Origin of the sequence: Pseudonocardia sediminis, from assembly GCF_004217185.1 — a bacterium.
Taxonomy (GTDB): Bacteria; Actinomycetota; Actinomycetes; order Mycobacteriales; family Pseudonocardiaceae; genus Pseudonocardia; species Pseudonocardia sediminis.
The window spans coordinates 1,767,339-1,789,830 of sequence record NZ_SHKL01000001.1 but is presented as its reverse complement, the minus strand read 5'-3'; the positions used below and the strand labels follow the sequence as shown (position 1 = coordinate 1,789,830).

Genomic DNA, 22,492 nt, shown 5'->3' with positions numbered 1-22,492 from the left:
GCACTGACGCGCCCGTGCGCGGATATCGCTGCCCTGGCAGCGATATCCGCGCACGACCGTTCTCAGCTCAGGTTCTCCACGGTCACCGGCTCGATGCCCTCCTCGGACGGCAGGTCGAAGCCGAAGACCTGGGCGTAGAAGCTCAGCTCCGAGTCCAGGGCCCGGCGGATGTTCTCCGCCTTGCGGAACCCGTGCTGCTCGCCCTCGAAGAGCAGGTACGCGACCGGCACCTCCCGCGCGCGCAACGCGTCGACGATCATCTCCGACTGGTTCGGCGGGACGATCGCGTCCTCGTCGCCCTGCAGCACGATCAGCGGCTTCGAGAACAGCTCGACGTGGTTGATGGGCGAGCGCGCCCGGTAGACCTCGCGCTCGGCCGGGTACGGCCCGACCAGGCCGTCGAGGTAGCGGGACTCGAACTTGTGGGTGTCCGCGGCGAGGGCCTCCAGGTCGGCGACGCCGAAGTGGTCGGCGCCGGCCGCGAACGGGGTGTCGGCCCGCGCGAGCGCCGCCAGCACGGTGAAGCCACCGGCCGACCCGCCGCGGATCGCGAGCCGGTCGGGGTCGACCCGGCCCTGCCCGGCCAGGAAGCTCGCCGCGGCCAGGCAGTCGGCGACGTCGACGAGGCCCCACGCGCCCTTGAGCTGCTCGCGGTACTCGCGGCCGTAGCCGGTGGACCCGCCGTAGTTCACGTCGACGACGCCGAACCCGCGCGTCGTCCAGTACTGCACGTTCACCGACAGCACCGGCGCCGCGGACGCCGTCGGTCCGCCGTGGATGATCACCAGCAGCGGCGGCAGTTCCCCCTCGACGGGGTCGTGCGCGGCCGTCGGCGGGTAGTAGAGGCCGTGCGCGGTGCGGGGCTCGCCGTGCCCGTCGTCGGACGGGAACGAGATCGGCTCCGGCTCGGAGATCAGCTCCGGGTCGAGGCCGAGGTCGCGCGGGGCGCGCAGGGTCTCGGTGCGGGGGCCGTCGGCCGTGAGCGTCACGCGGTGCACGCCGGGCTCGGCCCTCGGGCTGCCGGCGACGAGCACGACCGCGTCCGGGCCGCACGCGTGCACCGAGGCGATCACCGAGAACGGCAGGTCGAGCGCGGTCAGCTCGCCGTCGGTCCCGCGCACGGCGAGGGCGTCGAACCCGTCGCGGGAGCGGGCGAACACGACGCGGCCGTCGTCGAGCAGGGCGTAGCGCGAACCGCCCAGCGCCCAGGACGGCGTACCGATCTCGGCGTCGATCCGGACGAGGGTCTCGATGTCGCTGCCGGGCAGCCAGCGGTAGAGGTTCCACCAGCCGGTGCGGTCGGACAGGAACGTCAGCGACCCGTCACGCTGCCATCGCGGCTCGGTCACCGACTCCCCGCGCCCGCCGGCGACGACGGTCTCCTCGCCGGACTCCAGGTCGCGGACGGTGAGCAAGGTGTCGTCCCACGGCATCGACGGGTGGTCCCAGGACAGCCAGGCCAGCGAGTCGCCGTCCGGGGAGATCCGCGGCGCGGCGACGAAGTCCGGCCCGGTGACCAGCACCTGCGGCTCCGACGGCTCGCGGGCGTCGAGGCGGACGATCTCGTTGACCACCTCGGTCGCCGGGGCGCCCGCCGACGGGTGGTGCTCGCGGATCGCGACCAGCCACGTGCCGTCCGGAGCGACGTCGCCGTCGGCCCAGCGGTCCCCGCGCGGGACGTCCGGCTCGGGGGTGAGCGCCACCGGCGCGCCGTCCGGGTCGAGCCGGTAGAGCCGCTGGTCGGTCCATTCGACGAACCACACCGGGCCCGGCCCGTTGCCGTGGTGGCCGTCGTGGACCCACCACGCGCCGCCGCCGTACTCGTGCACACCGGTGCGGGCGTCGCCGCCCTCGGGCAGCAGGTCGACGGGCTCGCCGTCGGGGCCGCGCCGGACGAGCTGGGTGCGCCCGCCGTCGGACGGCCGGCCCTCCGACCAGACCACGTCGTCGCCGTCGGGGTGCACCCCACCGAGGCGCACCGCGGCGGCCACCACGAGCTCCGACGTCACGGGCGTCGACCAGGATCCGTAGCCAGAGATCGTCACGGACCCCACGCTAATTCACCCGCCCGATCCCCGTCCCGGGCGACACTTGTGCGTCACAACGATCGCGGCGCGCACGTCGTGGCTCACGAGTGCCCGCCGCGACGGTCGGCCGCGGTCAGCGGCGGGCCTTGAGGGCCGTCCGGAGCAGGGTGACGGCCGTCGGCAGCGCTCCGGGACGCAGGACCGGGGTGATGCCGACGACCCCGCGCAGGCCCGTCCACCAGCGCACGGAGCCGTCGGTGCGCACGACGCCGATCCCGGGCGTCGCGCACCGGGTGATCGCCGGGTACCGCCGCAGGTTCGGGTAGATGTCGGGCAGGGCCGGGTCCTGGCAGGACCGCACCCGGACCCGGACGGTCACGCAGTCCGGCAGCTCCCGCGCGATCCGCGAGCAGTGCGCACACCCGACGTCGTAGACGACGACCAGCTCCCGGACCCGCACACGACTCACCCACCCAGCATGGCAAACCCACCACCAGGTCCTCACCGACCCGTCCACACCGATCCCCGAGCTGCACGAGAGCTCCGTTCGTCCAGCGGAGGTGTGCGAGCGGAGCTCTCGTGCAACGGAGCCCACGCTCCCGGCGGTGGCCCCGGTGGGCAGGTGCCTCAACGTCCGTCGGGCGAGAGCTCCGTTCGTCCATCCCTGCTGCGCGACCGGAGCTCTCGTTCAACCTGGCCGGGTCACCAGAGGAGGACGGCTACCGCCAGGGCTGCGGTCGTCGTGACGGCCAGGAGGGGGCGGACCGTCTTCTCCACGCCGGACCAGACCTCCGTCCAGGCGCCGTCGTCGCTCCAGGCGTTGGACAGCACCGGCATGGCCAGGCGCCCCGCGGCGAAGCCGACGGCCAGGGCGAACGCGCCGGGGAACGGCAGGACCAGGACGACCGCGGCCAGGCACAGGTGCGGCAGCGCCGACGGGGAGTAGGTCCGCATCCCGGTACCCATCTCGAACCCGAACTGCGCCGCGCCCCACTCCCGCAGGTGCTGCACGCGTTCGGGCACCAGACGGCGGTTCTCCGGCACCCGGAAGTGCCACCACCCGGCCTCGCGGCCCAGCACGGCCAGGGCAAGGACCCCGAACAACACGCGCAGGACGACCACCGGCAGGAGCGCCTGCGGGATCGCCCCGAGCACCCCCGCCACGAACGCGACGACGACGGCGCCGGCCAGCAGGCCGGAACCGAAGTACCGCAGGACCGGTGCACCGCGCCAGACCGACGCGCTCAGCAGGAACGCCGAGTTGTGGCTTCAGACGGACCCGGAGTTGGCGAACCCGGCGCCCGCCCCGGCGAGGGTGATCAGCAACAGGCCCACCGCCACCGGCGGCACTCCGGTGCCGAGCAGCCCGGCGACGGCCAGTGCCGCGACGAGCCCGGCCAGCAGGAGCGCGGACGTCAGCGGGTGCAGCCACCAGCGCCCGGGGCGGATCCCCGCGGGCGGGACGGCGTCACCCATCAGCTCTCCGGCAGCGAGCAGGCCGCGATCGTGACGGCGCTGTACTCGGCACCGTCGGCGAACGTCGCGACGGTCCAGGCGTCGGAGCAGCGGTAGCCCTTCCAGCGCCAGGCGTTGCGGCCCTCGCAGTCGTTCGCGATCCGCGTGGAGTGGTAGGTCTCGCCCTTCGAGGAGTAGCGGCCCTCGCGGTGGTAGCCGGTGTCGTCACACGGGAAGCTGCCGCGCCGCCAGCCGCCGAAGCACACCGCGGCCGGGCTGGTGGCGGTCCACCAGTTGTTGGCCTCCTCGTCGTAGCTCTCCGGAGCGCACTTCTTGTACTCCGAGGTCGCGCCCGGCTCGAGATCCTGGTCCTCGACCCCGCCCGACGCCGACGCCCGCTGCTTGGAGACCAGCCAGTCGATCGGCACCAGCGCACCGGCGGCCGCCGCGACGATCAGCGAGCGGACCACGACCCGCCGGTTGGGGCGCATCGCCCGGATCTGCGCGACGACGCCGCTGGGCCGCGCGTCCGGGCCCGGCGCCGAGGTGGAGGGGATGTCGTCGAGGCGGGTCATGACCGGGGTCCTTTGACGAGGTCGAGGAGCAGTGCCCGGACGTCGGTGTCCGGGTAGACGAAGCTGCGGTGGCTGACGGTGCCGCTCGCGTCGACGGCGAGCAGGGTGGGCGCGTAGCCCTCGAACAGGTCGGCGCGCACGGTGACGTCGGCGAGCAGCTCGGCGTGCGGGCCGGTCGCGGCACCGGCCAGGTCGGTGCTGCGGTCGACGAGACCGACGTAGCGCGCGGCCGTCTCGGTCCCGGCGAGCTCGGCGGCCACCTCGTTGACGGTGGCCCAGAGCGTGAGACAGGACGCGCACGAGGTGTCCAGCACGGCGACGATCGCGACCCGCTCCCCCGCCCGTGGCGCGACGGCGGCCGGGGCCGGGCGTCCGACCAGGGCGGCGTAGCCGGAGAGGTCGGTCCCGCGACCGGCCTCGAGCGCCTTCACCCGTGCGTAGACCGCGACCAGCGCGGTGAGGGCGAACAGCGCGACCAGCAGGGCCAGCAGCGCGACGGCCAGCGACAGCGACACCCCGGCCTCAGCTCCCCCAGCTCGCGCCGAGCGCGGACAGCGCGCCGACGACGCCGTCGTCGCTCAGTCCGGTCACCGGCCGGCCGGACTCCGGGCCGAGGAGCACCACGTTCATGACCGCCGTGGGCGTCGCGACGACGTAGCGCCACTGGTGCGGGGTGCCCGAGACGGCGGCCTCCTGACCGGGTTCCAGGCGACGCTTCGCCTTCCAGAGCTCTCCACCGGGCAGGACCATGCCGGCGTGGTCGGGCAGCGAGGGCAGCGCCTCGGTACCGCGCCGCACCATGATCATCGCCTCGGCGCTGCGGCCGACCACGGTGACGTCGGGCTGCTGGACGAGGTCGCGGGCGGCCGGGGACAGCGTGGCCCCGCGCTCGGAGTCGACGAACTGCAGCGTCGAGAGCAGAGCGTTGATCCCGGAGATGTCCGGGGCGGGCCCGCCGAACCAGGTCGTGGCCTCGTTGTACGGCCCGGCGAGCACGAGCGCGGCGTCCGAGCGGTCCGGTGCCTCGTGCAGCACCGCGTCGAAGCCGCGGAAGCTCCGGGTGCTGGTCCGCGCGCCCGGCATGATCGTCGTCGGGATGACGCGGTGCTGCCCGGCGGGGGCGAACGAGAACTGCCGCGACATCTGCCGGCCGGCGAAGCGGGTGGAGCCGTACCAGTCCTGACGGCCGAGCGCGGCCGGGAGGCCGAGGCGGACCGGGTCGCCGGTCGGGGCCACCCGGGAGATCTCGGTGACCTCGGCGGGGTCGGTGACCGGTGCCGTCATCGCAGGCCAGCTCCTCGACGTCGTCGGTGCGCCGCGGGCGGCGCGTCTGCACCGTCAACGACGGTTCTCACGACGGGTCACGGCGCCGCCACCCCGTCACCGCAACGGAGTAGCAGCGCGCGGCCCCGGAACGGGAAAGGCCACCGAAACCGGGCGAATCACCGACGACCCACCACGATCAGGTGATCATGAGCCGCCCAGCGCGGCGAAGGCGACGAGCCGGTCGGCCAGCTCCCCCGGACGCGAGAGCATCACGTGGTGGCCGCCGTTGATCTCGTCGGGGACGAGACCCAGCCGGTCGGCGACCATCGACCGGACGAACGCGGCCGGGAACAGCCGGTCGTCGCGGCAGAGGAGGTAGGACGTCGGGACGTCCGGCCAGGCCTTCCCCGGCCACACGGCGTCGTAGGGGGTGCTGGACTGGCCACGGCCGTGCTCCAGCGCCGTCGCCGCGGCGTCGGCGGGCACGTCGTGCAGGTAGCGCGCGATCTCGTCGTCCGGGTCGATGCCCTGCTCCTCGTCCTGGGCCCGCATCGCCGCGTCCTGCCCGGTCGCCTCCCACCACTGCGCCGGGGCCTCCCCCGGTACCGGCACCATCGCGGTGAGCATCACGATCCGCCGGACCGGGACCCGGTCGGCGACCAGCGGCGCGGTGAACCCGCCGAACGAGTGCGCGACGACCACCAGGTCGTCGTCGGCCGCACCGGCGGCGCGCACGTCGGCGACGACGGCGTCGGCGTAGTCACCGAAGCCCGCCGCGTCGTCCTCGACGGGCATCTCGGCGGCGACGGCACGGTGCCCGCGCTCGCGCAGCGCGGCCTGCAGGGGTCCCCAGTACCAGGTGTCGGTCCCGGCGCCGGAGATCAGGGCGAAGGTGGTCATGCTCGGGTGGACTCGCCCGGGCGTCGGATCTCATCGGTCCGGCTACCGTGGGCCGGGCACGTGCCGACCGGCTGCGAGAGGACCCGCGATGCCCGACCCCGCCAGTGGAGAGCCCGAGCCCGCCGCGACGGAGCCCGAGGACCACAGCCACGACCTCCCGCCGGCGAGTCCGGCGCAGGAGCTCACGCCCGCGGACCTCACCCCACCGGACGCGACCCCGGCGCCGGACTACGACGAGCACGGCACCCCGAGCCTGGACTACGTCCGGGACAAGATCGAGGGCCGCTACGCCACCTCGCTCGGCGCGGGTGAGCTGGCGGAGGACACCGACCGCGTCCGCGACCAGGAGGAGCAGGTGGCCGAGCGCGACCGCAAGGCCGCCGACCGTCTCGCCGAGATCCGCCGCTCGCTGGGCTGAGACCTCCCCGGCGGTCAACGGACGGCACCCTCGTCGGAAAAGTTCCGACGAGGGTGCCGCTCGTTGGTCGGGACAGGCCCGGAGAGGGTGAGCCTCAGGCGCCGGAGCGCTTGAAGATCTTGCTTCCGAGCCAGACCAGCGGGTCGTACTTCTTGTCGACCGCGCGCTCCTTCATCGGGATCAGCGCGTTGTCCGTGATCTTGATGTGCTCCGGGCACACCTCGGTGCAGCACTTGGTGATGTTGCAGAACCCGAGGCCGTGCTCCTCCTGCGCCTCGACCGCCCGGTTCGGGTGCGCGTCGAGGGGGTGCATGTCGAGCTCCGCCATCCGCATCAGGTAGCGCGGGCCGGCGAAGGCCTCCTTGTTCTCCTCGTGGTCACGCACCACGTGGCAGGTGTTCTGGCACAGGTAGCACTCGATGCACTTGCGGAACTCCTGCGAGCGCTCCACGTCGACCTGCTGCATCCGGTACTCGCCCGGCTCCAGGCCCTCCGGCGGGGTGAAGCTCGGGATCTCGCGGGCCTTCGTGTAGTTGAACGACACGTCGGTCACCAGGTCCCGGATCACCGGGAACGTGCGCAGCGGCGTCACCGTCACCGGCTCGTCCTCGGCGAAGGTGTTCATCCGGGTCATGCACAGCAGGCTCGGACGGCCGTTGATCTCCGCCGAGCAGGACCCGCACTTGCCGGCCTTGCAGTTCCAGCGGACGGCGAGGTCGTTGGCCTCGGTGGCCTGCAGCCGGTGGATGATGTCGAGGACGACCTCGCCCTCGTTCACCTCCACCGGGTAGTCGACGATCTCGCCCTTCTCGTCGTCGCCGCGCCAGACGCGGAAGTGGTGCAGGTGGCTCTTCGACTCGGCCATCAGGACTGTCCTTCCCCGGCGCGGTGTCCGCCCAGTTCCTCGCCGGTGTAGTACTTCTTCAGCTCGTCGAGCTCGAACAGGTCGAACAGCTCCGGGCGCATCGCGAGCTGCTCCTTGCGGGTCAGCTCCACGTTGTCCTCGCCGAGTGCGGAACAGACCAGCAGCAGGTGCCGCCAGTCGGAGTCCATCACCGGGTAGTCGTCGCGGGTGTGCCCGCCGCGGCTCTCCTGGCGCTCCAGCGCGGCCTTCCCGACGCAGAGCGAGACGAGCAGCATGTTCCGCAGGTCCAGGGCCAGGTGCCAGCCGGGGTTGAACTCCCGGTGGCCCGACACCGAGACGGTGCGGGTGCGGGTGGCGATGTCCTCGAGCTTCTTGAGGGCCATCTCCATCTCGTCTTCCTTGCGGATGATGCCGACGAGCTCGTGCATCGTCTTCTGCAGCTCCTGCTGCACCTGGAACGGGTTCTCCCCGCCGTCGGTGGAGGTGGAGAACGGCAGCAGCGCGCGGTCGAGGGCCTCGTTCACGTCCTCGGTGGCGACCGCCGGCTTCGTGCCGAGCGCGTCGACGTACTCCGACGCGCCCTTGCCCGAGCGACGCCCGAACACCAGCAGGTCGGACAGCGAGTTGCCGCCGAGCCGGTTGGAGCCGTGCATGCCGCCGGCCACCTCACCCGCGGCGAACAGGCCGGGCACGATCGACATCGCGGTGTCCGGGTCGACCTCGACGCCGCCCATCACGTAGTGACAGGTCGGGCCGACCTCCATCGGCTCCTTGGTGATGTCGACGTCGGCCAGCTCCTTGAACTGGTGGTGCATCGACGGCAGGCGCTTGAGGATCTGCTCGGGCTTGAGCCGCGAGGCGATGTCGAGGTAGACGCCACCATGCGGACTCCCGCGGCCGGCCTTGACCTCGGAGTTGATCGCGCGGGCGACCTCGTCGCGGGGCAGCAGCTCCGGGGGACGGCGGTTGTTGTCCGCGTCCTCGTACCAGCGGTCGCCCTCCTCCTCGGTGGTCGCGTACTGCTCCTTGAACACGTCCGGCACGTAGTCGAACATGAACCGCTTGCCGTCGGAGTTCTTCAGGACGCCGCCGTCACCGCGGACCGACTCGGTGACGAGGATGCCCTTCACCGACGGCGGCCAGACCATGCCGGTCGGGTGGAACTGCAGGAACTCCATGTTGATCAGCGTCGCGCCGGCGCGCAGGGCCAGCGCGTGGCCGTCGCCGGTGTACTCCCAGGAGTTCGACGTGACCGAGTAGCTCTTGCCGACGCCGCCGGTGGCCAGCACGATCGCCGGCGCGTCGAAGCGCACGAACCGGCCGTCGTTGCGGAAGTAGCCGAAGCAGCCGGAGATCTTGCCGTCGGTCTTGAACAGCTCGGTGATCGTGCACTCGTGGAAGACCCGGATGTGCGACTCGTAGTCGCCGGTGGCCTTGAAGTCCTCCTGCTGCAGCGACACGATCTTCTGCTGCAGGGTGCGGATCAGCTCCAGGCCGGTGCGGTCACCGACGTGGGCCAGCCGCGGGTAGGTGTGGCCACCGAAGTTGCGCTGGCTGATGGTGCCGTCGGGCAGCCGGTCGAACAGCGCGCCGTAGGTCTCGAGCTCCCAGACCCGGTCCGGGGCCTCCTTGGCGTGCAGCTCGGCCATCCGCCAGTTGTTGAGGAACTTCCCGCCGCGCATGGTGTCGCGGTAGTGGACCTGCCAGTTGTCGTTGGAGTTCGCGTTGCCCATCGACGCCGCGCAGCCGCCCTCGGCCATCACCGTGTGGGCCTTGCCGAACAGCGACTTGGAGATGATCGCGGTCCGCTTGCCCTGCAGGCGCGCCTCGATCGCCGCGCGCAGCCCGGCTCCGCCGGCCCCGATCACGACGACGTCGTAGTCGTGCTGCTCGATCTTCTCGTCGGCGTGCCCTCCGGCGTCGCCCGAAGCGACGTCCGCGCGCACGGATCCCGTGCTCTCGGTCATGTCGTTCACCCCACGATCCGCAGGTCGGTGATCCATCCGGCCGAGACGGCCATGATGTAGAAGTCGGTGACGGCCAGGCTCACCAGCGTCGCCCAGGCGAACTGCATGTGCCGGGTGTTGAGCTTCGTGACGAAGGTCCACATCTTGTAGCGCACCGGGTGCTTGGAGAAGTGGTTGATCCGCCCGCCGACGCCGCTGCGGCAGGAGTGGCACGACAGCGTGTAGGCGAACAGCAGCACCACGTTGACCAGCAGGATGATGTTGCCCAGCCCGAGGCCGAACCCGCCGCCCGGCTTGAAGAACGCCTCGATCGCGTCGTAGAGGTTGATCAGCGTGATCAGGCCGGCGATGTAGAAGAAGTAGCGGTGCAGGTTCTGCATGATGAGCGGGAAGCGCGTCTCACCGGTGTAGCGCTTGTGCGGCTCGGCCACGGCGCAGGCCGGCGGCGACAGCCAGAAGGCCCGGTAGTAGGCCTTGCGGTAGTAGTAGCAGGTGAGACGGAACAGCAGCAGGAACGGCAGCGAGATCGCCGCGTAGGGCAGCCACCAGACGTCGGGGAGGATCTGCCCGAAGTGCGAGGCCTCCGGCACACAACCGGTCGAGACGCAGGGCGAGTAGAACGGCGTCAGGTACCCGTACTCGGGCACGTAGTAGTAGTCCTGCATGAACGCACGCACGGTCGCGTAGATGACCCAGGCCGCGAGACCGGCCGCGTTGGCCACCGGCGGTAACCACCAGCGATCCGTGCGTAACGTCCGTGCCGCGATCTGCGCCCTGCCGGTGGACGCGTCAGTGGTGGATGACACGCGGAGGAGCTCCTCTGTGTTCGCCGACGTCGATGTCGCCGTTCGGGCACGACGTCGTGTCCCTGCTGGTTCCCGAGTCACACTGTGTTCCGCGCGACAAGTCGGGGAAGCGTACGACGGACATCACATGTGAGTCCGGCCAGGTTCGCCTATAAATCCCTGCAAGAGACGCGGGTCACAGGAATACGGAGATCATCACGGCATGCCGTCGGCGATCCCGGACATCCGCAGGGTCAGGTTCAGCCGCCCGGACCTGAGACCGATCGCCGGCACCTCGGCGTCCGGCAGCAGACGTGGCACCCCGTGGTAGGCGAACCGGCTCGGCCCGCCGAACACGACGAGGTCACCGGAGAGCAGGTCGACGTCGGTGTACGGCTTCCCGCGGCTCTCCGGGTTGCCGAACCGGAACACGCACCCCTCCCCCAGTGACAGCGACACGACCGGTGCGTCGGACCGTTCCTCGACGTCGCGGTGCTGGCCCATCCGGGCGTCGCCGTCGTAGAAGTTGACCAGCGCGACGTCGGGCGCATAGTCCTGCGCCGGGGTGTCGTAGGCCGCGGCGACGGCCTCCCGGCCGAGGTCGGCGAGCCAGCCCGGGAACGGGGTGACCGGGGATCCGTCCTGGTCGTCACGGGTGCGCGAGTAGCGATAGGGGATCCAGTGCCAGCCCAGGCACACGGTGCGCACCGACATCGTGGCGCCGCTCGGCAGCGTCGCCGCCCGGATGCCGGGCCCCTCCGAGGCCCACTCCCGGCAGGCGACGACGAGCTCCCGTTGACGGTCGAGGTCCAGCCACCCCGGGACGTGCACCGCCCCCGGCGCGAGCGTCCGCCGGGGACGCGGGATCAGCTCGTACACGCTCTCCACCCTCCAGCACCCGCCATGTCCCGCCCACCCGGGCCAGGTCGCCGATCGACCGGACCCCGAGCGGGGCCTCACGGCTCCCGGCTCATGATCGAACAGCCCTGACGCCCCGCTCGGCGAGCCGACGGGACCTGGCGCCGCCGCCCCGTGCGGCCCGGTCACGCCACCGAACGGCACGTGGGTGCTGTTCGATCACGGACCGGCAGCAGTGTCGTGCCGCTCGGCGGCGCTCAGGCCGGGACGGCGGGGCGGCAGTCGCGGCAGGGGCGGTAGCCCTGGGCCAGGGCCGCCTCGACCCTGGTGAACGGCCTGCGGTGGGCGTCGGTGATCCGGCGGGCGTGGTGACAGGTCGGGAAGCAGACGATCCCGGTGGTGTCGCTGCCCAGGTAGTGCACGCCGCGGTCGGTGAACCCGGCCTGGCGGTCGAGGTCGAGGTCCTCGTCGCGCAGCAGGGCCCGTTTGTGGTCGGGGCCGAACATGTACTCCCCCGGCGCGCCGTCGCTGCGCACCACGCGGTGGCACGGGATCAGCAACGGCACCGGGTTGCGGCCCAGCACCGACCCGACCGCCCGCACCGCCTTCGGACGCCCCGCCTCGCGAGCCACCCAGGAGTACGGACGCACCTGACCGGCCGGGATGCGCCGGGTGGCGTCGAGGACGTCGTGCTCGAACTCGGAGAGTCCGCGCAGGTCCAGACGGGGCCCGGGCCCGCCGAAGGCGTCGCGCGGGCCGGGCCCGCCGAAGGCGTCGCGCGGGCCGGGCCCGTCGGCGGCGTCGCGCGGTCCGGGGTCCGGCGGCGCCGTGCCGCGGGACCGGTGTCCCGGCACCGGTGCGGTCAGAGCCCGGGCCAGCCCCGCCGGGCCACGGTCGGCCGGGCGCAGGGGCCGTCCGAACCGGTCGCGGTAGGCCTCGGCGAAGGCCGACGGGTCCGACCCGACCGACTCCGCGGACCGTACGAACTGCACGCCGTCGCCGGTGAACGCCACGTACACCTCGCCCATCCGGCTCGGCGCGGTCAGCCAGCCGGTGAACACCCTGTCCTCCAGCCCGGACGGCGCGTCGCCGGCCAGTCCGGCCAGTGCCTGCTCGATCGTCTGTCCCGTCATGGGGTCCTCCCCTCCTCGCGGAGCCCGGACCGGTTCGCGGCCGCCGGGCGCAGTCGTTCCTCAGCCAGCGGCCGCAGCCGTGCCAGTCCCCGGGACACGTGCGACTTCGCCGTTCCCTCGGGGCATCCCAGTACCTCCGCCACCTCGGCGGTCCCCAGCCCGACCACGTGCCGCAGCACGACGGCCGTGCGCTGCACCTCCGGCAGCTGCGCGAGCAGTGCGCCCAGCTCGCGCTGGACGTCGGCCGACTCGGCCTCCTGCTCGACGCTCGCGCCGTCGGCGGGCTCCTCGGCCGTCTCGAACGCCGGCGGCGGGTCCGGGCGGCGCGCCCGGTCCCGGGCGGCGTTGCGGGCCGTGTTGCGCAGGATCGTCAGCAGCCACGGCCGCAGACGCAGCGAGTCGAGCCGCCCGGCGTCGTAGCCCCGCAACGCCCGGTAGGCGCGCAGGAACGCCTCCGCGGCGAGGTCCTCGGCGTCGGAGCGGTCGCGGGAGAACTGCCGCGCGACCGAGTGGACGACCCGCTGGTGCTCACGGACCAGCGCGGCGAACCCGGCGTCGAGGTCCGACGCCAGGTGGGCGCGCAGCCGCCGCTCGGCCTCGTCCGAGGCCGGGCCGGGTTCCGGGCCCGCGGCGGACCGCGGCTCCGGTCCCGCCCTCTGGCTCACGTCGTCGACGATCCCACCCATCACAGGGAGCTGAACCCCGGATCGCCCCTCCCGGTTGCACGACCACCTCACGATCGACTCCTGTGGTGCGATCCGGGCCATGAGCGGCCCGGACATGACCACAGGAATCGATCATGGTCGACGGACCCGCCCCGGTCCCGGCGCCGAGGGGCCGGGCCCGGCACGCCGAACGGCCCGGCCGCACCATCAGGGGTGCGGCCGGGCCGTCGTGTGGCCGTGCGTCGGGGTCAGCCCTTGTTGCGCCGCCCCGCGACCGTCGCCTTGAGGTAGTCGCGGTTGAGCTGGGAGATCACGTCGAGCGGAATCTCCTTCGGGCACGCCGTCGCGCACGCGCCCGTGTTCGTGCAGCCGCCGAAGCCGGCGTCGTCGTGCGTCTCGACCATGTTCACGACGCGCTCGTAGCGCTCCGGCTGACCCTGCGGCATCTCGCCGAGGTGGGTCAGCTTGGCGCCCAGGAACAGCGACGCCGACCCGTTCGGGCAGGCCGCCACGCACGCACCGCAGCCGATGCAGTTGGCCGCGGCGAACGAGCGGTCCGCCGCCACCTTCGACACCGGGGTGGCATGCGCGTCCGGCGCCGAGCCGGTGTTGACCGAGACGTACCCGCCGGCCTGGATGACCTTGTCGAACGCGCCGCGGTCGACGACCAGGTCCTTGATCACCGGGAACGCACCGGCGCGGAACGGCTCGATGACGATCGAGTCGCCGTCGGCGTAGTGGCGCATGTGCAGCTGGCAGGTGGTGGTCGCCTTCTGCGGGCCGTGCGGCTGGCCGTCGATGACCATGCTGCAGGAACCGCAGATGCCCTCACGGCAGTCGTGGTCGAACGCGACCGGCTCGTCCCCGGAGAGGATGAGCTTCTCGTTGAGGACGTCGAGCATCTCGAGGAACGACATGTCCTCGTCCGCCTCGACGTCGTAGTTCACCATCCGGCCCTTGTCGACCGAGTCCTTCTGACGCCAGACCTTGAGCTTGAGCTTCATACGTAGGCCCCCTGGTCTACTCGTAGCTGCACCGCGATCACTTGTAACTGCGTTGGGTCGGGTGCACGTACTCGAACTCGAGCGCTTCCTTGTGCAGGACCGGCGCCTGGCCGCGTCCGGTGAACTCCCAGGCCGCGGCGTAGGCGTAGTTCTCGTCGTCGCGCTCGGCCTCGCCCTCCTCGGTCTGGCTCTCGGCGCGGAAGTGCCCGCCGCAGGACTCGTTGCGGGCCAGCGCGTCCAGGCACATCAGCTCGGCCAGCTCGAAGAAGTCGGCCACCCGGTTCGCCTTCTCCAGGCTCTGGTTGAGCTCGGCGCCGGTGCCGGGCACCTTGACGTTGTTCCAGAACTCGCGGCGCAGCTCCGGGATCAGGTCGAGCGCCTTGCGCAGCCCGTCCTCGGTGCGCTCCATGCCGCAGTAGTCCCACATGATCTGGCCGAGCTCGCGGTGGAACGAGTCGACGGTGCGGGTGCCGTTGATCGACAGGAGCGTCTCGACGCGGTCGTCGACGCTCTTGCGCGCCTCGAGCACCTCGGGTGCGTCGTCCGGGACCGGATCGAGGTTGTTCTTCGCGATGTAGTCGCCGATGGTGTTCGGCAGCACGAAGTAGCCGTCGGCCAGGCCCTGCATCAGCGCCGAGGCGCCGAGCCGGTTCGCGCCGTGGTCGGAGAAGTTCGCCTCGCCGGCTACGTAGAGACCCGGGATCGTCGACTGCAGGTCGTAGTCGACCCACAGCCCGCCCATCGTGTAGTGCACGGCCGGGAAGATCCGCATCGGGACCTCGTAGGGGTTCTCCCCGGTGATCCGCTCGTACATCTCGAACAGGTTGCCGTACTTGGCCTCGACGGCCGGGCGGCCGAGCCGCTGGATGGCGTCGTCGAAGTCGAGGTAGACACCCAGCCCGGACGGGCCGACGCCGCGCTTCTCGTCGCAGACCTCCTTGGCGGCCCGGCTCGCGATGTCACGCGGGACCAGGTTGCCGAAGGCGGGGTACTTGCGCTCGAGGAAGTAGTCGCGCTCCTCGTGCGGGATCTCGTTCGGCCCGCGGTCGTCGCCGAGGGTCTTCGGGACCCAGACGCGGCCGTCGTTGCGCAGCGACTCCGACATCAGGGTCAGCTTCGACTGGTGGTCGCCGGAGACCGGGATGCAGGTCGGGTGGATCTGGGTGAAGCACGGGTTGGCGAACAGGGCGCCCTTGCGGTGCGCGCGCCACGTGGCGGTGACGTTGCAGCCCTTGGCGTTCGTCGACAGGTAGAACACGTTGCCGTAGCCGCCCGAGGCGAGCACGACGGCGTCGGCCAGGTGGGTCTCGACCTCGCCGGAGATCATGTCGCGGGTGACGATGCCGCGCGCCCGGCCGTCGACGACGATCAGCTCCAGCATCTCGTGGCGCGGGTACATGGTCACGGTGCCGGCGTGGATCTGGCGCTCCAGGGCCTGGTAGGCGCCGAGCAGCAGCTGCTGGCCGGTCTGGCCGCGGGCGTAGAACGTCCGCGAGACCTGCACGCCGCCGAAGCTCCGGGTGTCGAGGAGGCCGCCGTACTCGCGGGCGAACGGGACGCCCTGGGCGACGCACTGGTCGATGATGTTGCGGCTGATCTCGGCCAGGCGGTGCACGTTCGACTCCCGGGCGCGGAAGTCGCCGCCCTTCACGGTGTCGTAGAACAGCCGGTAGACGCTGTCGCCGTCGTTGCGGTAGTTCTTCGCGGCGTTGATCCCGCCCTGGGCGGCGATCGAGTGCGCGCGGCGCGGGCTGTCCTGGTAGCAGAACGTGCTGACCTGGTAGCCGGCCTCGCCCAGCGTGGCGCTCGCGGCGCCGCCGGCCAGGCCGGAGCCGACGACGATGATCTTCTTGGAACGCTTGTTGGCCGGGTTGACGAGCTTGACGCCGAACTGGCGCCGTTCCCAGCGGGTCTCGATCGGGCCGGACGGACCGGCCTTGTCGACGACCGGCTCCCCGGTCTCGTAGTCGCTGTAACCGACGTGGTGGTGGGTTGCGTCAGTGCTCATGCGGTCAGACCACTCCGAACGTGACGGCGATGGGGACGGCCAGGAAGCCGAGGGTCAGCACGACCGCGAACGCGGTCGAGACGATCTTCAACGGGCGCTCGCGGCGGTTGTTCGACACACCGAGCGTCTGCAGCCCGGACCACAGCCCGTGCCGGACGTGCAGCCCGACGGCGACGACGGCCAGGACGTAGAACAGCGTCACGTACCAGCGCGACGGCGCGAAGTCCGCGGCGACGTTGTTGTAGACCTCGAGGTGTACACCGTTGGGGTTCAGCGTGCCGGCGGTCAGGTCGAGCAGGTGGTAGACCACGAACAGGGCGATGATCACCCCGCCCCAGCGCATGGTGCGGGCCGCGTAGCTGCCCTTCACCTTGTGGTTGCCACCGGCGTACTTGACCGGGCGCGCCTTGTTCGCGCGCAACGTCAGCAGCACCGCGGACCAGATGTGCGCGAGCACCGACACCAGGAGCACGACGCGGACGATCCAGAGCATGCCCTCGTAGGGCAGCGCGGGCTCGAGGAGCGTGCGCAGCCAGGCGGCGTACCCGTCGAGCGCGGCGCCACCGAAGAAGATCTTCAGGTTCCCGATCATGTGCAGGACGAGGTACAGCAGTAGGAACGCACCGCTGACCGCCATCACGAACTTGAGGAGCACGCCGGGGATGCGGTGTTTCCGGCGTGCCGGAACGGACGGGGTGTTGTCACCCCGCCGGGATTTCTGGGACGTCACTGTGGCCACGGGGTCAGTGCACATATCGGGGTGCGTGCACGTCCAATGCATCGGTCGGCACCGACCGATAGCCGTAGGCTATACACGTGACACTTCAGCAGCTCCTGTACTTCGTCGCCGTGGCAAACGTGCGGAGCTTCACTCGTGCGGCCGACCAGGCGGGTGTGTCCCAGCCGACACTGAGCCGGGCCCTGCGGGCGCTCGAGACCGAGCTGGGCTCCCCGTTGGTCAACCGTGGCACGACGGTCACGCTGACGCCCGCCGGCGAGGCGGTGCTCCCGCTGGCGCGCCGGATGCTCGCCGACGCCGAGATGGCCCGCACCACCGTCGCCGAGCTCGTCGGCCTGCAGCGTGGCCGGGTGCGGATCGGGGCGACGCCGTCGCTGTGCATCGGTGTGCTGGCCGACGTGCTGCGCGTGTTCCACCAGCGCCACCCCGAGATCCACGTGGAGCTGGCCGAGGACGGCTCGCAGCCGCTGGTCACCGACCTGGTCCGCGGTGACCTCGACATCGCGCTGGTGATCGTCCCGCCGGACGGCGTCGACCCGGCCCTGCACACCGCCCCCCTGATCCGGGAGCGTCTCTCGGTCGCCTCGCCCCGCGGACGGCGCCCGCTCACCACCCGCGGCTCGATGACCGTCGCCGAGCTGTCGCGGCACAACCTGGTGATGGTGCGCCAGGGCTACGACCTGCGGGAGGTGACGCTGCGGGCCTACGCCGTCGCCGGGGTGACGCCGCGGATCGCGGTCGAGGGCGGGCAGATGGACGCGGTGCTGCGGATGGTCGAGGCCGGGACCGGGGTCGCGGTGGTGCCGGACCTGGTGTTCGCCGGACGTCCGCGTCTGCGCCGCACGGTGCTGACCCCGGCGCTGCACCGGACGGTGGCCCTGGCGCGACGCGCCGACATCACGCCCAGCCCGGCGGTGACGGCGTTCGCGGACACGCTGCTCGAACACCTGTCGGAGACGTCGGTGCGCGACGGCATCGCAACCGACGTCCAGGTCCTGCCCCGGCACCGCACCGGCCGGGAGCTGCTGGGATGAGCCCGCGCTCAGAGAACGGTCGGGATCTTGTCCCGGTTCGTTCGGAACCGGACCCGGTCCGGGTCCAGCAGGTCGACGAGATCGATCAACGCGTGCTGGACCTCGACCAGGCGGGCGACGTCCGGGCCGGTCAGGTCGGCGACCCGCGCCTCGATCCGGTCCAGCCAGCGCGACATCGGAGGCTCGGTACGCCGCTCCACGAACGCGGCGTAGCCCAGGCACGTCGAGCGCAGACCCGACTGCAAGGGGTCGGCCAGTTCGACGATCATCAGCTCCCCGATCGCGCGCTGCTGACCGCGGTAGACGTAGAAGTGGTCCTGCCGGCGCCGCGACGTCGACGCGAACGTGCCCTGGACCCGGTCCAGTGCGTCCTTGAGCGCCGCGGTCCGCTGCTCGACCTCGAGATCGAGGAACTGCATCTCCCGGCGCACGATCTCCATCCAGCCGAAGAACTCGGCGATCACGTAGACCGTGTTCGACGTGAAGTACTCGCCCTCCCCCTGCCGGCCCCGGAAACCCCGGTGGATGTTGAAGATCCGGCTCTGCAGGTCGTAGGCGCAGCGCAGGACCGGGTTCTGGTAGGCGCGGACGAGCTCGGCGAGCTGGGCGTTGCGACTGCGAGCCTCGCGGTCGAGGGCCAGCTCGTGCTTGACGCGCTCCAGCCCGTCGTTCGCACGGCGGCGGATCACCTCGACCGTCACCGCCGAGATCAGGGCGACGACCGCCGAGATCACCGCCACGACGATGGCCACGGTCGTCATATCGGCGGTCTCCCTCGTGCGTCCCGGCGGTCGACCGACCGCGGCTGCGAGGGTAGCGAGCGCTGCTCCGCCGGTGGTCCGGACCTAGGCTCACCCGCATGACCGACCTGCGCTTCTACTTCGACCCGGTGTGCCCGTTCGCGTGGATGACCAGCAAGTGGGTGCGGATGGTCGCCGCGCAGCGCGACTACTCCGTCGACTGGCGGTTCATCTCGTTGCGGCTGCTCAACGCCCACATCGACTACGACGCGCACTTCCCGCCGGAGTACGAGGCCGGACACACGGCCGGCCTGCGACTGCTGCGGATGTGCGCCGCGACCCGGGAGGCCCACGGGCGTGAGGCGGTCGACGGCCTCTACGCCGCGCTCGGGGCGGCGGTCTTCGACCGGGAGCCGGTGCCCGACGAGGCGGAGTTCCACGCCCGGCGCGGCACGTTGGAGTTCGTCGCGCCGATCCTGGAGGGGCTGGGTCTGCCCGCGGACCTCGCCGACGCGCTGGAGGACACCTCCCGCGACGCCGTCGTCCAGGCCGAGACGGACGAGGCACTGGCCCTGACCGGCAAGGACGTCGGGACGCCGATCCTGCACTTCGAGCCGCCGGAGGGCGTCGCGTTCTTCGGTCCCGTCATCAGCAGGCTGCCCTCGGAGTCGGAGGCCGTCGCGTTGTGGGAGCACGTCGTCGGGCTGGCCCGCTTCGGCGGGTTCGCCGAGCTCAAGCGCAGCCTGCGCGAGCTCCCGCAGCTGCGTGCGCTGGGGGTGTCGACCGACGAGGTCGGGGTGACCCAGGACTGGCACGGCGGGAGCCGGCGACAGAAGAAGTAGCGCGACTCAGTGGTGCGGGTGGGTCGCCGTCAGGTGGGCCCGCTCGCCCTGGATGCCGAACATCGCGAGCGTCTCCGCCGGCTCGTCGCCCGCGCTGCCGATCCAGTGCGGCTCGCGGGTGTCGAACTCCGCGGCCTCACCGGCGCCGAGTTCGAGCTCTCTGTCGCCGAGCACGAACCGCACCCGGCCGTTCAGGACATAGAACCACTCGTAGCCCTCGTGGGTCTGCAGGCTCGTCGTCGAGGCCCGGTCCGCGGGCGGGTAGATCACCTTGAACGCTTGCACGCCGCCTGCGCGACGGGTGAGCGGGACGAACACCAGCCCGTGCCGGCGCACCGGGCGCAGGTGGATGCGCGGGTCGCCGGTGGGCGGGGCCTCGACCAGGTCGTCGAGCGGGACCCCGTGCGCCCGCGCCAGCGGCAGCAGCTGCTCCAGCGTCGGGCGCAACCGTCCGTTCTCCAGCCGGGACAGCGTGCTCGACGTCAGGCCGGTCTCCTGCGCCAGGTCGGCCAGGGTCGCGCCGCGGCCCTTCCGCAGCGTCCGCAGCCGTGACCCCACCCCGGCCAGCACGTCCTGCTCGGTTCCACTCATGCCTCGATCATGCAGATCGGCAAGATTTCTTGCAAGAACTTCCTGACGGCGCCGATGCTGGCGGCAGCGGTGGCGACCACCGCGGACCGGCACCCCCCGAAGGAGCACCTGACGTGGACACCACCCGCACGGAGACCGACCCCGCCGCGTTCTGGGAGGAGATCTACCGGGCCCGGACGACGTGGGGCGAGCGCGCCAACCCCCTCCTCGCCGAGACCGCCGGCCCGCTGCGGCCCGGTGCCGCGCTCGACCTGGGCTGCGGTTCCGGCGGCGACACGATCTGGCTCGCCCGGCAGGGGTGGCACGTCACGGCCGTCGACATCTCGGCCACGGCGGTCGACGCGGTCCGCGACCACGCGACCGCGCTCGGCGTCGCGGACCGGGTCACCACCGAACGGCACGACCTCGCCCGGACGTTCCCCCGCGGTGAGTTCGACCTGGTCTCGGCGCAGTACTTCCACACGCCGTTCGCGATGCCGCGCCACCGGGTCCTGCGCACCGCCGCGGAGGCGCTGCGCCCGGGCGGCCTGCTCCTCGTCGTCGACCACGGCTCGATCGCGCCCTGGTCCTGGAACCAGGACCCGGAGACGCACTTCCCGACGCCCACCGAGATCGCCGACGAGATGGACCTCGACCCGGCGCGATGGACCGTCCTGCGTGCCGACACCCCGTCGCGGCCCGCCACGGGGCCCGGCGGGGAGACCGCCACGGTCGTGGACACCGTGCTCGTCGTGCAGCGCATCGCCTGAGAGCCCCGATCCACCGAACGGAGTCACACCATGCCGCCCGAGATCACGTCCGCACGCCGGGCGCGTCGCACGGACACCAAGCCTCCGCAGACCGCCGGCGACGAGAAGTCGGTCCTGCTCGGGTTCCTGGACTACCTGCGCGACGCCGTCGCGGCCAAGGCGGAGGGAGCGCCGGACCCGCAGGTACGCACACCCGGCGTCCCTTCCGGCACCAGCGTTCTGGGGCTGGTCAAGCACCTGACCGCGGTCGAGGGCTCCTACTTCCTGGGGGTCGACGTCCGGAACTGGGCCGCGACCCATCGCCCCGCTCCCGGCGAGACGCCCGAGGAGCTTTTCGCCGCCTACCGGGACGTGGTGCGTCGCGCGAACGAGGTCATCGCGACCTACGACGACCTGGCGCTGCCCGCGCCCCTGCCGCCCCGGAAGACGTCGGCCCCGTCGATGCGGTGGCTGCTGGTGCACATGATCGAGGAGACCGGCCGGCACGCCGGGCACGCCGACATCCTGCGCGAGCAGATCGACGGGGCGACCGGGCGCTGAGCCCGCCTGCCCGCGACACCGGCCACCACCCTCGTCGCCGGGCTCAGTCGTCGACGGGGCCCTCGCCCAGCTCGTCGGGGTCGGCGCCGTGCTCGGCGATGGCCTCCTTGACGACCCGGTAGGCGATGTTGCCGCCGTAGCCCTTGCGGGCGAGCATGCCGACCAGACGGCGGGCCGCGGTCACGCGCTGCTCCTTCGTGCCGATCGGTACGGTACGGAGCTTGCGGTCGACGAGCTCGCGGGCCCGGGCCTCCTCGGACTCGGCGTCGATCTCGGTCAGTGCCTCGTCCGCGATCTCCTTGGCCACGCCCTTGCGGTGCAGCTCGGCGGCGATGGCGCGCTTGCCGAGGCCGCGCTGCTTGTGCCGGGAACGGACCCACTGCCCGGCGAACGCCTCGTCGTCGACCAGGCCGACCTCGTCGAAGCGCTCCAGGACCTTCTGCGCCACCTCGTCGGGGATCTCCTTGCGGCGCAACGCCTGGGAGAGCTCCTGCACGGTACGGGCCCGGTCGGTGAGCAGCCGGAGACAGACCTCCTTCGCCCGCGCCTCGTCGTCCTGCGGGCTGAACGAGAGCCCTCCCCCGCCACGACCGCCGCGCGACGATCCGCCGTCACGCTTCGTCCGCCCGCCACCGCGTCCGCCGAATCCGGACCCGCCCGATCGCGCCGACCGGCCCGAGCGCCCGGACTCTCCGCCGTCCGGTTCGGCCGCGGCATCGTCCGGTGCGCGGACGCCTGCGACCGCGCCGTCCGAGACCCGCCCGTCCGGGACCGGACCATCCGAGACCCCGCGGCCCGAGGCCGCACCACGCGTCGTCGACGTGCGGCGGGCCGTGGCCCGGGAACGGTCCGATCCCGAGCGGGGCGATCGACCCGAACGCGGCCGCCGGCCGTCGAAACTCGCCACGCGGACGCCGGCTGCGCCGTCGCCACCGCTCTGGTCGTCCTCGTCGTCCCCACTCCCGGACAGGTCGTCCAGGCTCGCGGTGCGAACCCCCACCGGACCGCCGGACTTCCCGGCCCCGTCGGCGGACGTCTGGTCGACGAACGTCTCGTCGGCGAACGCCTCGTCGGGGCCGCCGAACGACGCCATGTCCTGCGTGTCGTGGTCGTGTGTGTCGCCGTCGGCGTCCTCACGGCCCAGCAGGTCCGGGCGGACCGACGTCGCGGTGCCGGGCTCGCCGAGGTCGTCGAACGTGGCGACCGAGGCGGCCCTGCCCTCGTCGGGGTCCAGACCGGTGAAGTCCGCGAACGCCGGAGGACCGTCCCGACGCGTCCTCTCGACGAGTGCGTCGGGCTCGGCCTCCGGCACCGCGTCCGGAGGTGTCACG

25 protein-coding genes are annotated in these 22,492 nt (G+C 72.0%); 5 read left to right on the top strand and 20 right to left on the bottom strand.

The features are described from left to right. Positions 1–62: 62 nt before the first annotated feature. From EV383_RS08510 to EV383_RS08480, 8 genes are all read right to left on the bottom strand, one after another. Entirely contained in the window at positions 63–2,045 is a 1,983-nt protein-coding gene (locus EV383_RS08510) for a dipeptidyl-peptidase 5 (protein WP_242622971.1), read from the bottom strand. Between the two features lie 115 nt (positions 2,046–2,160). After that, complete coding sequence (locus tag EV383_RS08505; RefSeq protein ID WP_130289406.1) at positions 2,161–2,496, bottom strand: hypothetical protein; 336 nt, start codon at positions 2,494–2,496, stop codon at positions 2,161–2,163. Between the two features lie 233 nt (positions 2,497–2,729). Continuing rightward, complete coding sequence (locus tag EV383_RS08500) at positions 2,730–3,191, bottom strand: hypothetical protein (protein WP_130289405.1); 462 nt, start codon at positions 3,189–3,191, stop codon at positions 2,730–2,732. A 105-nt stretch (positions 3,192–3,296) separates the two neighbouring features. Next, positions 3,297–3,503, bottom strand: a complete 207-nt coding sequence (locus tag EV383_RS08495; protein ID WP_130289404.1) for a hypothetical protein — start codon at positions 3,501–3,503, stop codon at positions 3,297–3,299. After that, positions 3,503–4,057 (bottom strand): hypothetical protein, encoded by a 555-nt coding sequence (locus tag EV383_RS08490; RefSeq protein ID WP_130289403.1) that lies wholly within the window; start codon positions 4,055–4,057, stop codon positions 3,503–3,505. The genes EV383_RS08495 and EV383_RS08490 overlap by 1 nt, the downstream gene beginning before the upstream one ends. Further along, positions 4,054–4,572, bottom strand: a complete 519-nt coding sequence (locus EV383_RS08485; RefSeq protein WP_130289402.1) for a hypothetical protein — start codon at positions 4,570–4,572, stop codon at positions 4,054–4,056. Before EV383_RS08485 ends, EV383_RS08490 begins: the two co-directional genes overlap by 4 nt. Positions 4,573–4,579: 7 nt before the next feature. After that, complete coding sequence (locus EV383_RS31090; protein WP_165438279.1) at positions 4,580–5,341, bottom strand: hypothetical protein; 762 nt, start codon at positions 5,339–5,341, stop codon at positions 4,580–4,582. Between the two features lie 186 nt (positions 5,342–5,527). Further along, entirely contained in the window at positions 5,528–6,223 is a 696-nt protein-coding gene (locus tag EV383_RS08480) for an alpha/beta fold hydrolase (protein ID WP_130289401.1), read from the bottom strand. A gap of 88 nt (positions 6,224–6,311) precedes the next feature. Here EV383_RS08480 and EV383_RS08475 point away from each other — a divergent pair, with 88 nt between their 5' ends. After that, entirely contained in the window at positions 6,312–6,641 is a 330-nt protein-coding gene (locus EV383_RS08475) for a hypothetical protein (RefSeq protein ID WP_130289400.1), read from the top strand. A gap of 94 nt (positions 6,642–6,735) precedes the next feature. Here the strand turns inward: EV383_RS08475 and EV383_RS08470 are convergent, their stop codons facing one another. From EV383_RS08470 to EV383_RS08430, 9 genes are all read right to left on the bottom strand, one after another. Next, a complete protein-coding gene (locus EV383_RS08470; protein ID WP_130289399.1) occupies positions 6,736–7,506 on the bottom strand; it encodes a succinate dehydrogenase/fumarate reductase iron-sulfur subunit in 771 nt (256 codons plus the stop codon). Continuing rightward, complete coding sequence (locus EV383_RS08465; RefSeq protein WP_130289398.1) at positions 7,506–9,473, bottom strand: fumarate reductase/succinate dehydrogenase flavoprotein subunit; 1,968 nt, start codon at positions 9,471–9,473, stop codon at positions 7,506–7,508. The genes EV383_RS08470 and EV383_RS08465 overlap by 1 nt, the downstream gene beginning before the upstream one ends. 5 nt (positions 9,474–9,478) lie before the next feature. Continuing rightward, complete coding sequence (locus tag EV383_RS08460) at positions 9,479–10,279, bottom strand: hypothetical protein (protein WP_130289397.1); 801 nt, start codon at positions 10,277–10,279, stop codon at positions 9,479–9,481. 195 nt (positions 10,280–10,474) lie between these two features. Then, a complete protein-coding gene (locus EV383_RS08455) occupies positions 10,475–11,137 on the bottom strand; it encodes an alpha-ketoglutarate-dependent dioxygenase AlkB family protein (RefSeq protein WP_130289396.1) in 663 nt (220 codons plus the stop codon). Positions 11,138–11,373: 236 nt separating this feature from the next. After that, the gene (locus EV383_RS08450) at positions 11,374–12,249 is read right to left on the bottom strand and encodes a methylated-DNA--[protein]-cysteine S-methyltransferase (RefSeq protein WP_242622970.1); all 876 of its coding nucleotides are present in this window, start codon (positions 12,247–12,249) and stop codon (positions 11,374–11,376) included. Continuing rightward, positions 12,246–12,914 (bottom strand): RNA polymerase sigma factor, encoded by a 669-nt coding sequence (locus tag EV383_RS08445; RefSeq protein WP_242622969.1) that lies wholly within the window; start codon positions 12,912–12,914, stop codon positions 12,246–12,248. Before EV383_RS08445 ends, EV383_RS08450 begins: the two co-directional genes overlap by 4 nt. Positions 12,915–13,162: 248 nt before the next feature. Beyond that, on the bottom strand, positions 13,163–13,918 hold the full coding sequence (locus EV383_RS08440) for a succinate dehydrogenase/fumarate reductase iron-sulfur subunit (RefSeq protein WP_130289394.1): 756 nt from the start codon (positions 13,916–13,918) through the stop codon (positions 13,163–13,165). Positions 13,919–13,955: 37 nt separating this feature from the next. Next, positions 13,956–15,926 (bottom strand): fumarate reductase/succinate dehydrogenase flavoprotein subunit, encoded by a 1,971-nt coding sequence (locus EV383_RS08435; RefSeq protein WP_130289393.1) that lies wholly within the window; start codon positions 15,924–15,926, stop codon positions 13,956–13,958. Between the two features lie 4 nt (positions 15,927–15,930). Further along, positions 15,931–16,581 (bottom strand): succinate dehydrogenase cytochrome b subunit, encoded by a 651-nt coding sequence (locus tag EV383_RS08430; RefSeq protein WP_341273710.1) that lies wholly within the window; start codon positions 16,579–16,581, stop codon positions 15,931–15,933. 161 nt (positions 16,582–16,742) lie between these two features. Here EV383_RS08430 and EV383_RS08425 point away from each other — a divergent pair, with 161 nt between their 5' ends. Then, complete coding sequence (locus EV383_RS08425) at positions 16,743–17,699, top strand: LysR family transcriptional regulator (protein WP_130289392.1); 957 nt, start codon at positions 16,743–16,745, stop codon at positions 17,697–17,699. A gap of 8 nt (positions 17,700–17,707) precedes the next feature. Here EV383_RS08425 and EV383_RS08420 read toward each other — a convergent pair whose 3' ends face one another. Next, positions 17,708–18,460 (bottom strand): hypothetical protein, encoded by a 753-nt coding sequence (locus tag EV383_RS08420; protein ID WP_130289391.1) that lies wholly within the window; start codon positions 18,458–18,460, stop codon positions 17,708–17,710. A 98-nt stretch (positions 18,461–18,558) separates the two neighbouring features. Between EV383_RS08420 and EV383_RS08415 the strand changes: the two genes are divergently transcribed. After that, entirely contained in the window at positions 18,559–19,281 is a 723-nt protein-coding gene (locus EV383_RS08415; protein WP_130289390.1) for a mycothiol-dependent nitroreductase Rv2466c family protein, read from the top strand. Positions 19,282–19,287: 6 nt separating this feature from the next. Here the strand turns inward: EV383_RS08415 and EV383_RS08410 are convergent, their stop codons facing one another. Then, complete coding sequence (locus EV383_RS08410) at positions 19,288–19,872, bottom strand: helix-turn-helix domain-containing protein (RefSeq protein WP_130289389.1); 585 nt, start codon at positions 19,870–19,872, stop codon at positions 19,288–19,290. Positions 19,873–19,985: 113 nt separating this feature from the next. On the opposite strand from EV383_RS08410, the gene EV383_RS08405 reads away from it, so the two are divergent. Together EV383_RS08405 and EV383_RS08400 are read left to right on the top strand one after the other, a co-directional pair. Continuing rightward, positions 19,986–20,621: an SAM-dependent methyltransferase gene (locus tag EV383_RS08405; protein ID WP_130289388.1), complete on the top strand. Its 636-nt coding sequence runs from the start codon at positions 19,986–19,988 to the stop codon at positions 20,619–20,621. A gap of 30 nt (positions 20,622–20,651) precedes the next feature. Continuing rightward, a complete protein-coding gene (locus EV383_RS08400) occupies positions 20,652–21,161 on the top strand; it encodes a DinB family protein (protein ID WP_130289387.1) in 510 nt (169 codons plus the stop codon). A gap of 43 nt (positions 21,162–21,204) precedes the next feature. Here the strand turns inward: EV383_RS08400 and EV383_RS32860 are convergent, their stop codons facing one another. After that, on the bottom strand, positions 21,205–22,491 hold the full coding sequence (locus tag EV383_RS32860) for a RecX family transcriptional regulator (RefSeq protein ID WP_130289386.1): 1,287 nt from the start codon (positions 22,489–22,491) through the stop codon (positions 21,205–21,207). Position 22,492 lies beyond the last annotated feature (1 nt).

Bases quoted from the DNA above. Each gene is read 5' to 3' on its own strand.
- EV383_RS08495 (WP_130289404.1), bottom strand. From the start codon at position 3,503: ATGGGTGACGCCGTCCCGCCCGCGGGGATCCGCCCCGGGCGCTGGTGG.
- EV383_RS08490 (WP_130289403.1), bottom strand. From the start codon at position 4,057: ATGACCCGCCTCGACGACATCCCCTCCACCTCGGCGCCGGGCCCGGAC.
- EV383_RS31090 (WP_165438279.1), bottom strand. From the start codon at position 5,341: ATGACGGCACCGGTCACCGACCCCGCCGAGGTCACCGAGATCTCCCGG.
- EV383_RS08480 (WP_130289401.1), bottom strand. From the start codon at position 6,223: ATGACCACCTTCGCCCTGATCTCCGGCGCCGGGACCGACACCTGGTAC.
- EV383_RS08475 (WP_130289400.1), top strand. From the start codon at position 6,312: ATGCCCGACCCCGCCAGTGGAGAGCCCGAGCCCGCCGCGACGGAGCCC.
- EV383_RS08470 (WP_130289399.1), bottom strand. From the start codon at position 7,506: ATGGCCGAGTCGAAGAGCCACCTGCACCACTTCCGCGTCTGGCGCGGC.
- EV383_RS08465 (WP_130289398.1), bottom strand. From the start codon at position 9,473: ATGACCGAGAGCACGGGATCCGTGCGCGCGGACGTCGCTTCGGGCGAC.
- EV383_RS08450 (WP_242622970.1), bottom strand. From the start codon at position 12,249: ATGACGGGACAGACGATCGAGCAGGCACTGGCCGGACTGGCCGGCGAC.
- EV383_RS08440 (WP_130289394.1), bottom strand. From the start codon at position 13,918: ATGAAGCTCAAGCTCAAGGTCTGGCGTCAGAAGGACTCGGTCGACAAG.
- EV383_RS08435 (WP_130289393.1), bottom strand. From the start codon at position 15,926: ATGAGCACTGACGCAACCCACCACCACGTCGGTTACAGCGACTACGAG.
- EV383_RS08420 (WP_130289391.1), bottom strand. From the start codon at position 18,460: ATGACGACCGTGGCCATCGTCGTGGCGGTGATCTCGGCGGTCGTCGCC.
- EV383_RS08415 (WP_130289390.1), top strand. From the start codon at position 18,559: ATGACCGACCTGCGCTTCTACTTCGACCCGGTGTGCCCGTTCGCGTGG.
- EV383_RS08410 (WP_130289389.1), bottom strand. From the start codon at position 19,872: ATGAGTGGAACCGAGCAGGACGTGCTGGCCGGGGTGGGGTCACGGCTG.
- EV383_RS08400 (WP_130289387.1), top strand. From the start codon at position 20,652: ATGCCGCCCGAGATCACGTCCGCACGCCGGGCGCGTCGCACGGACACC.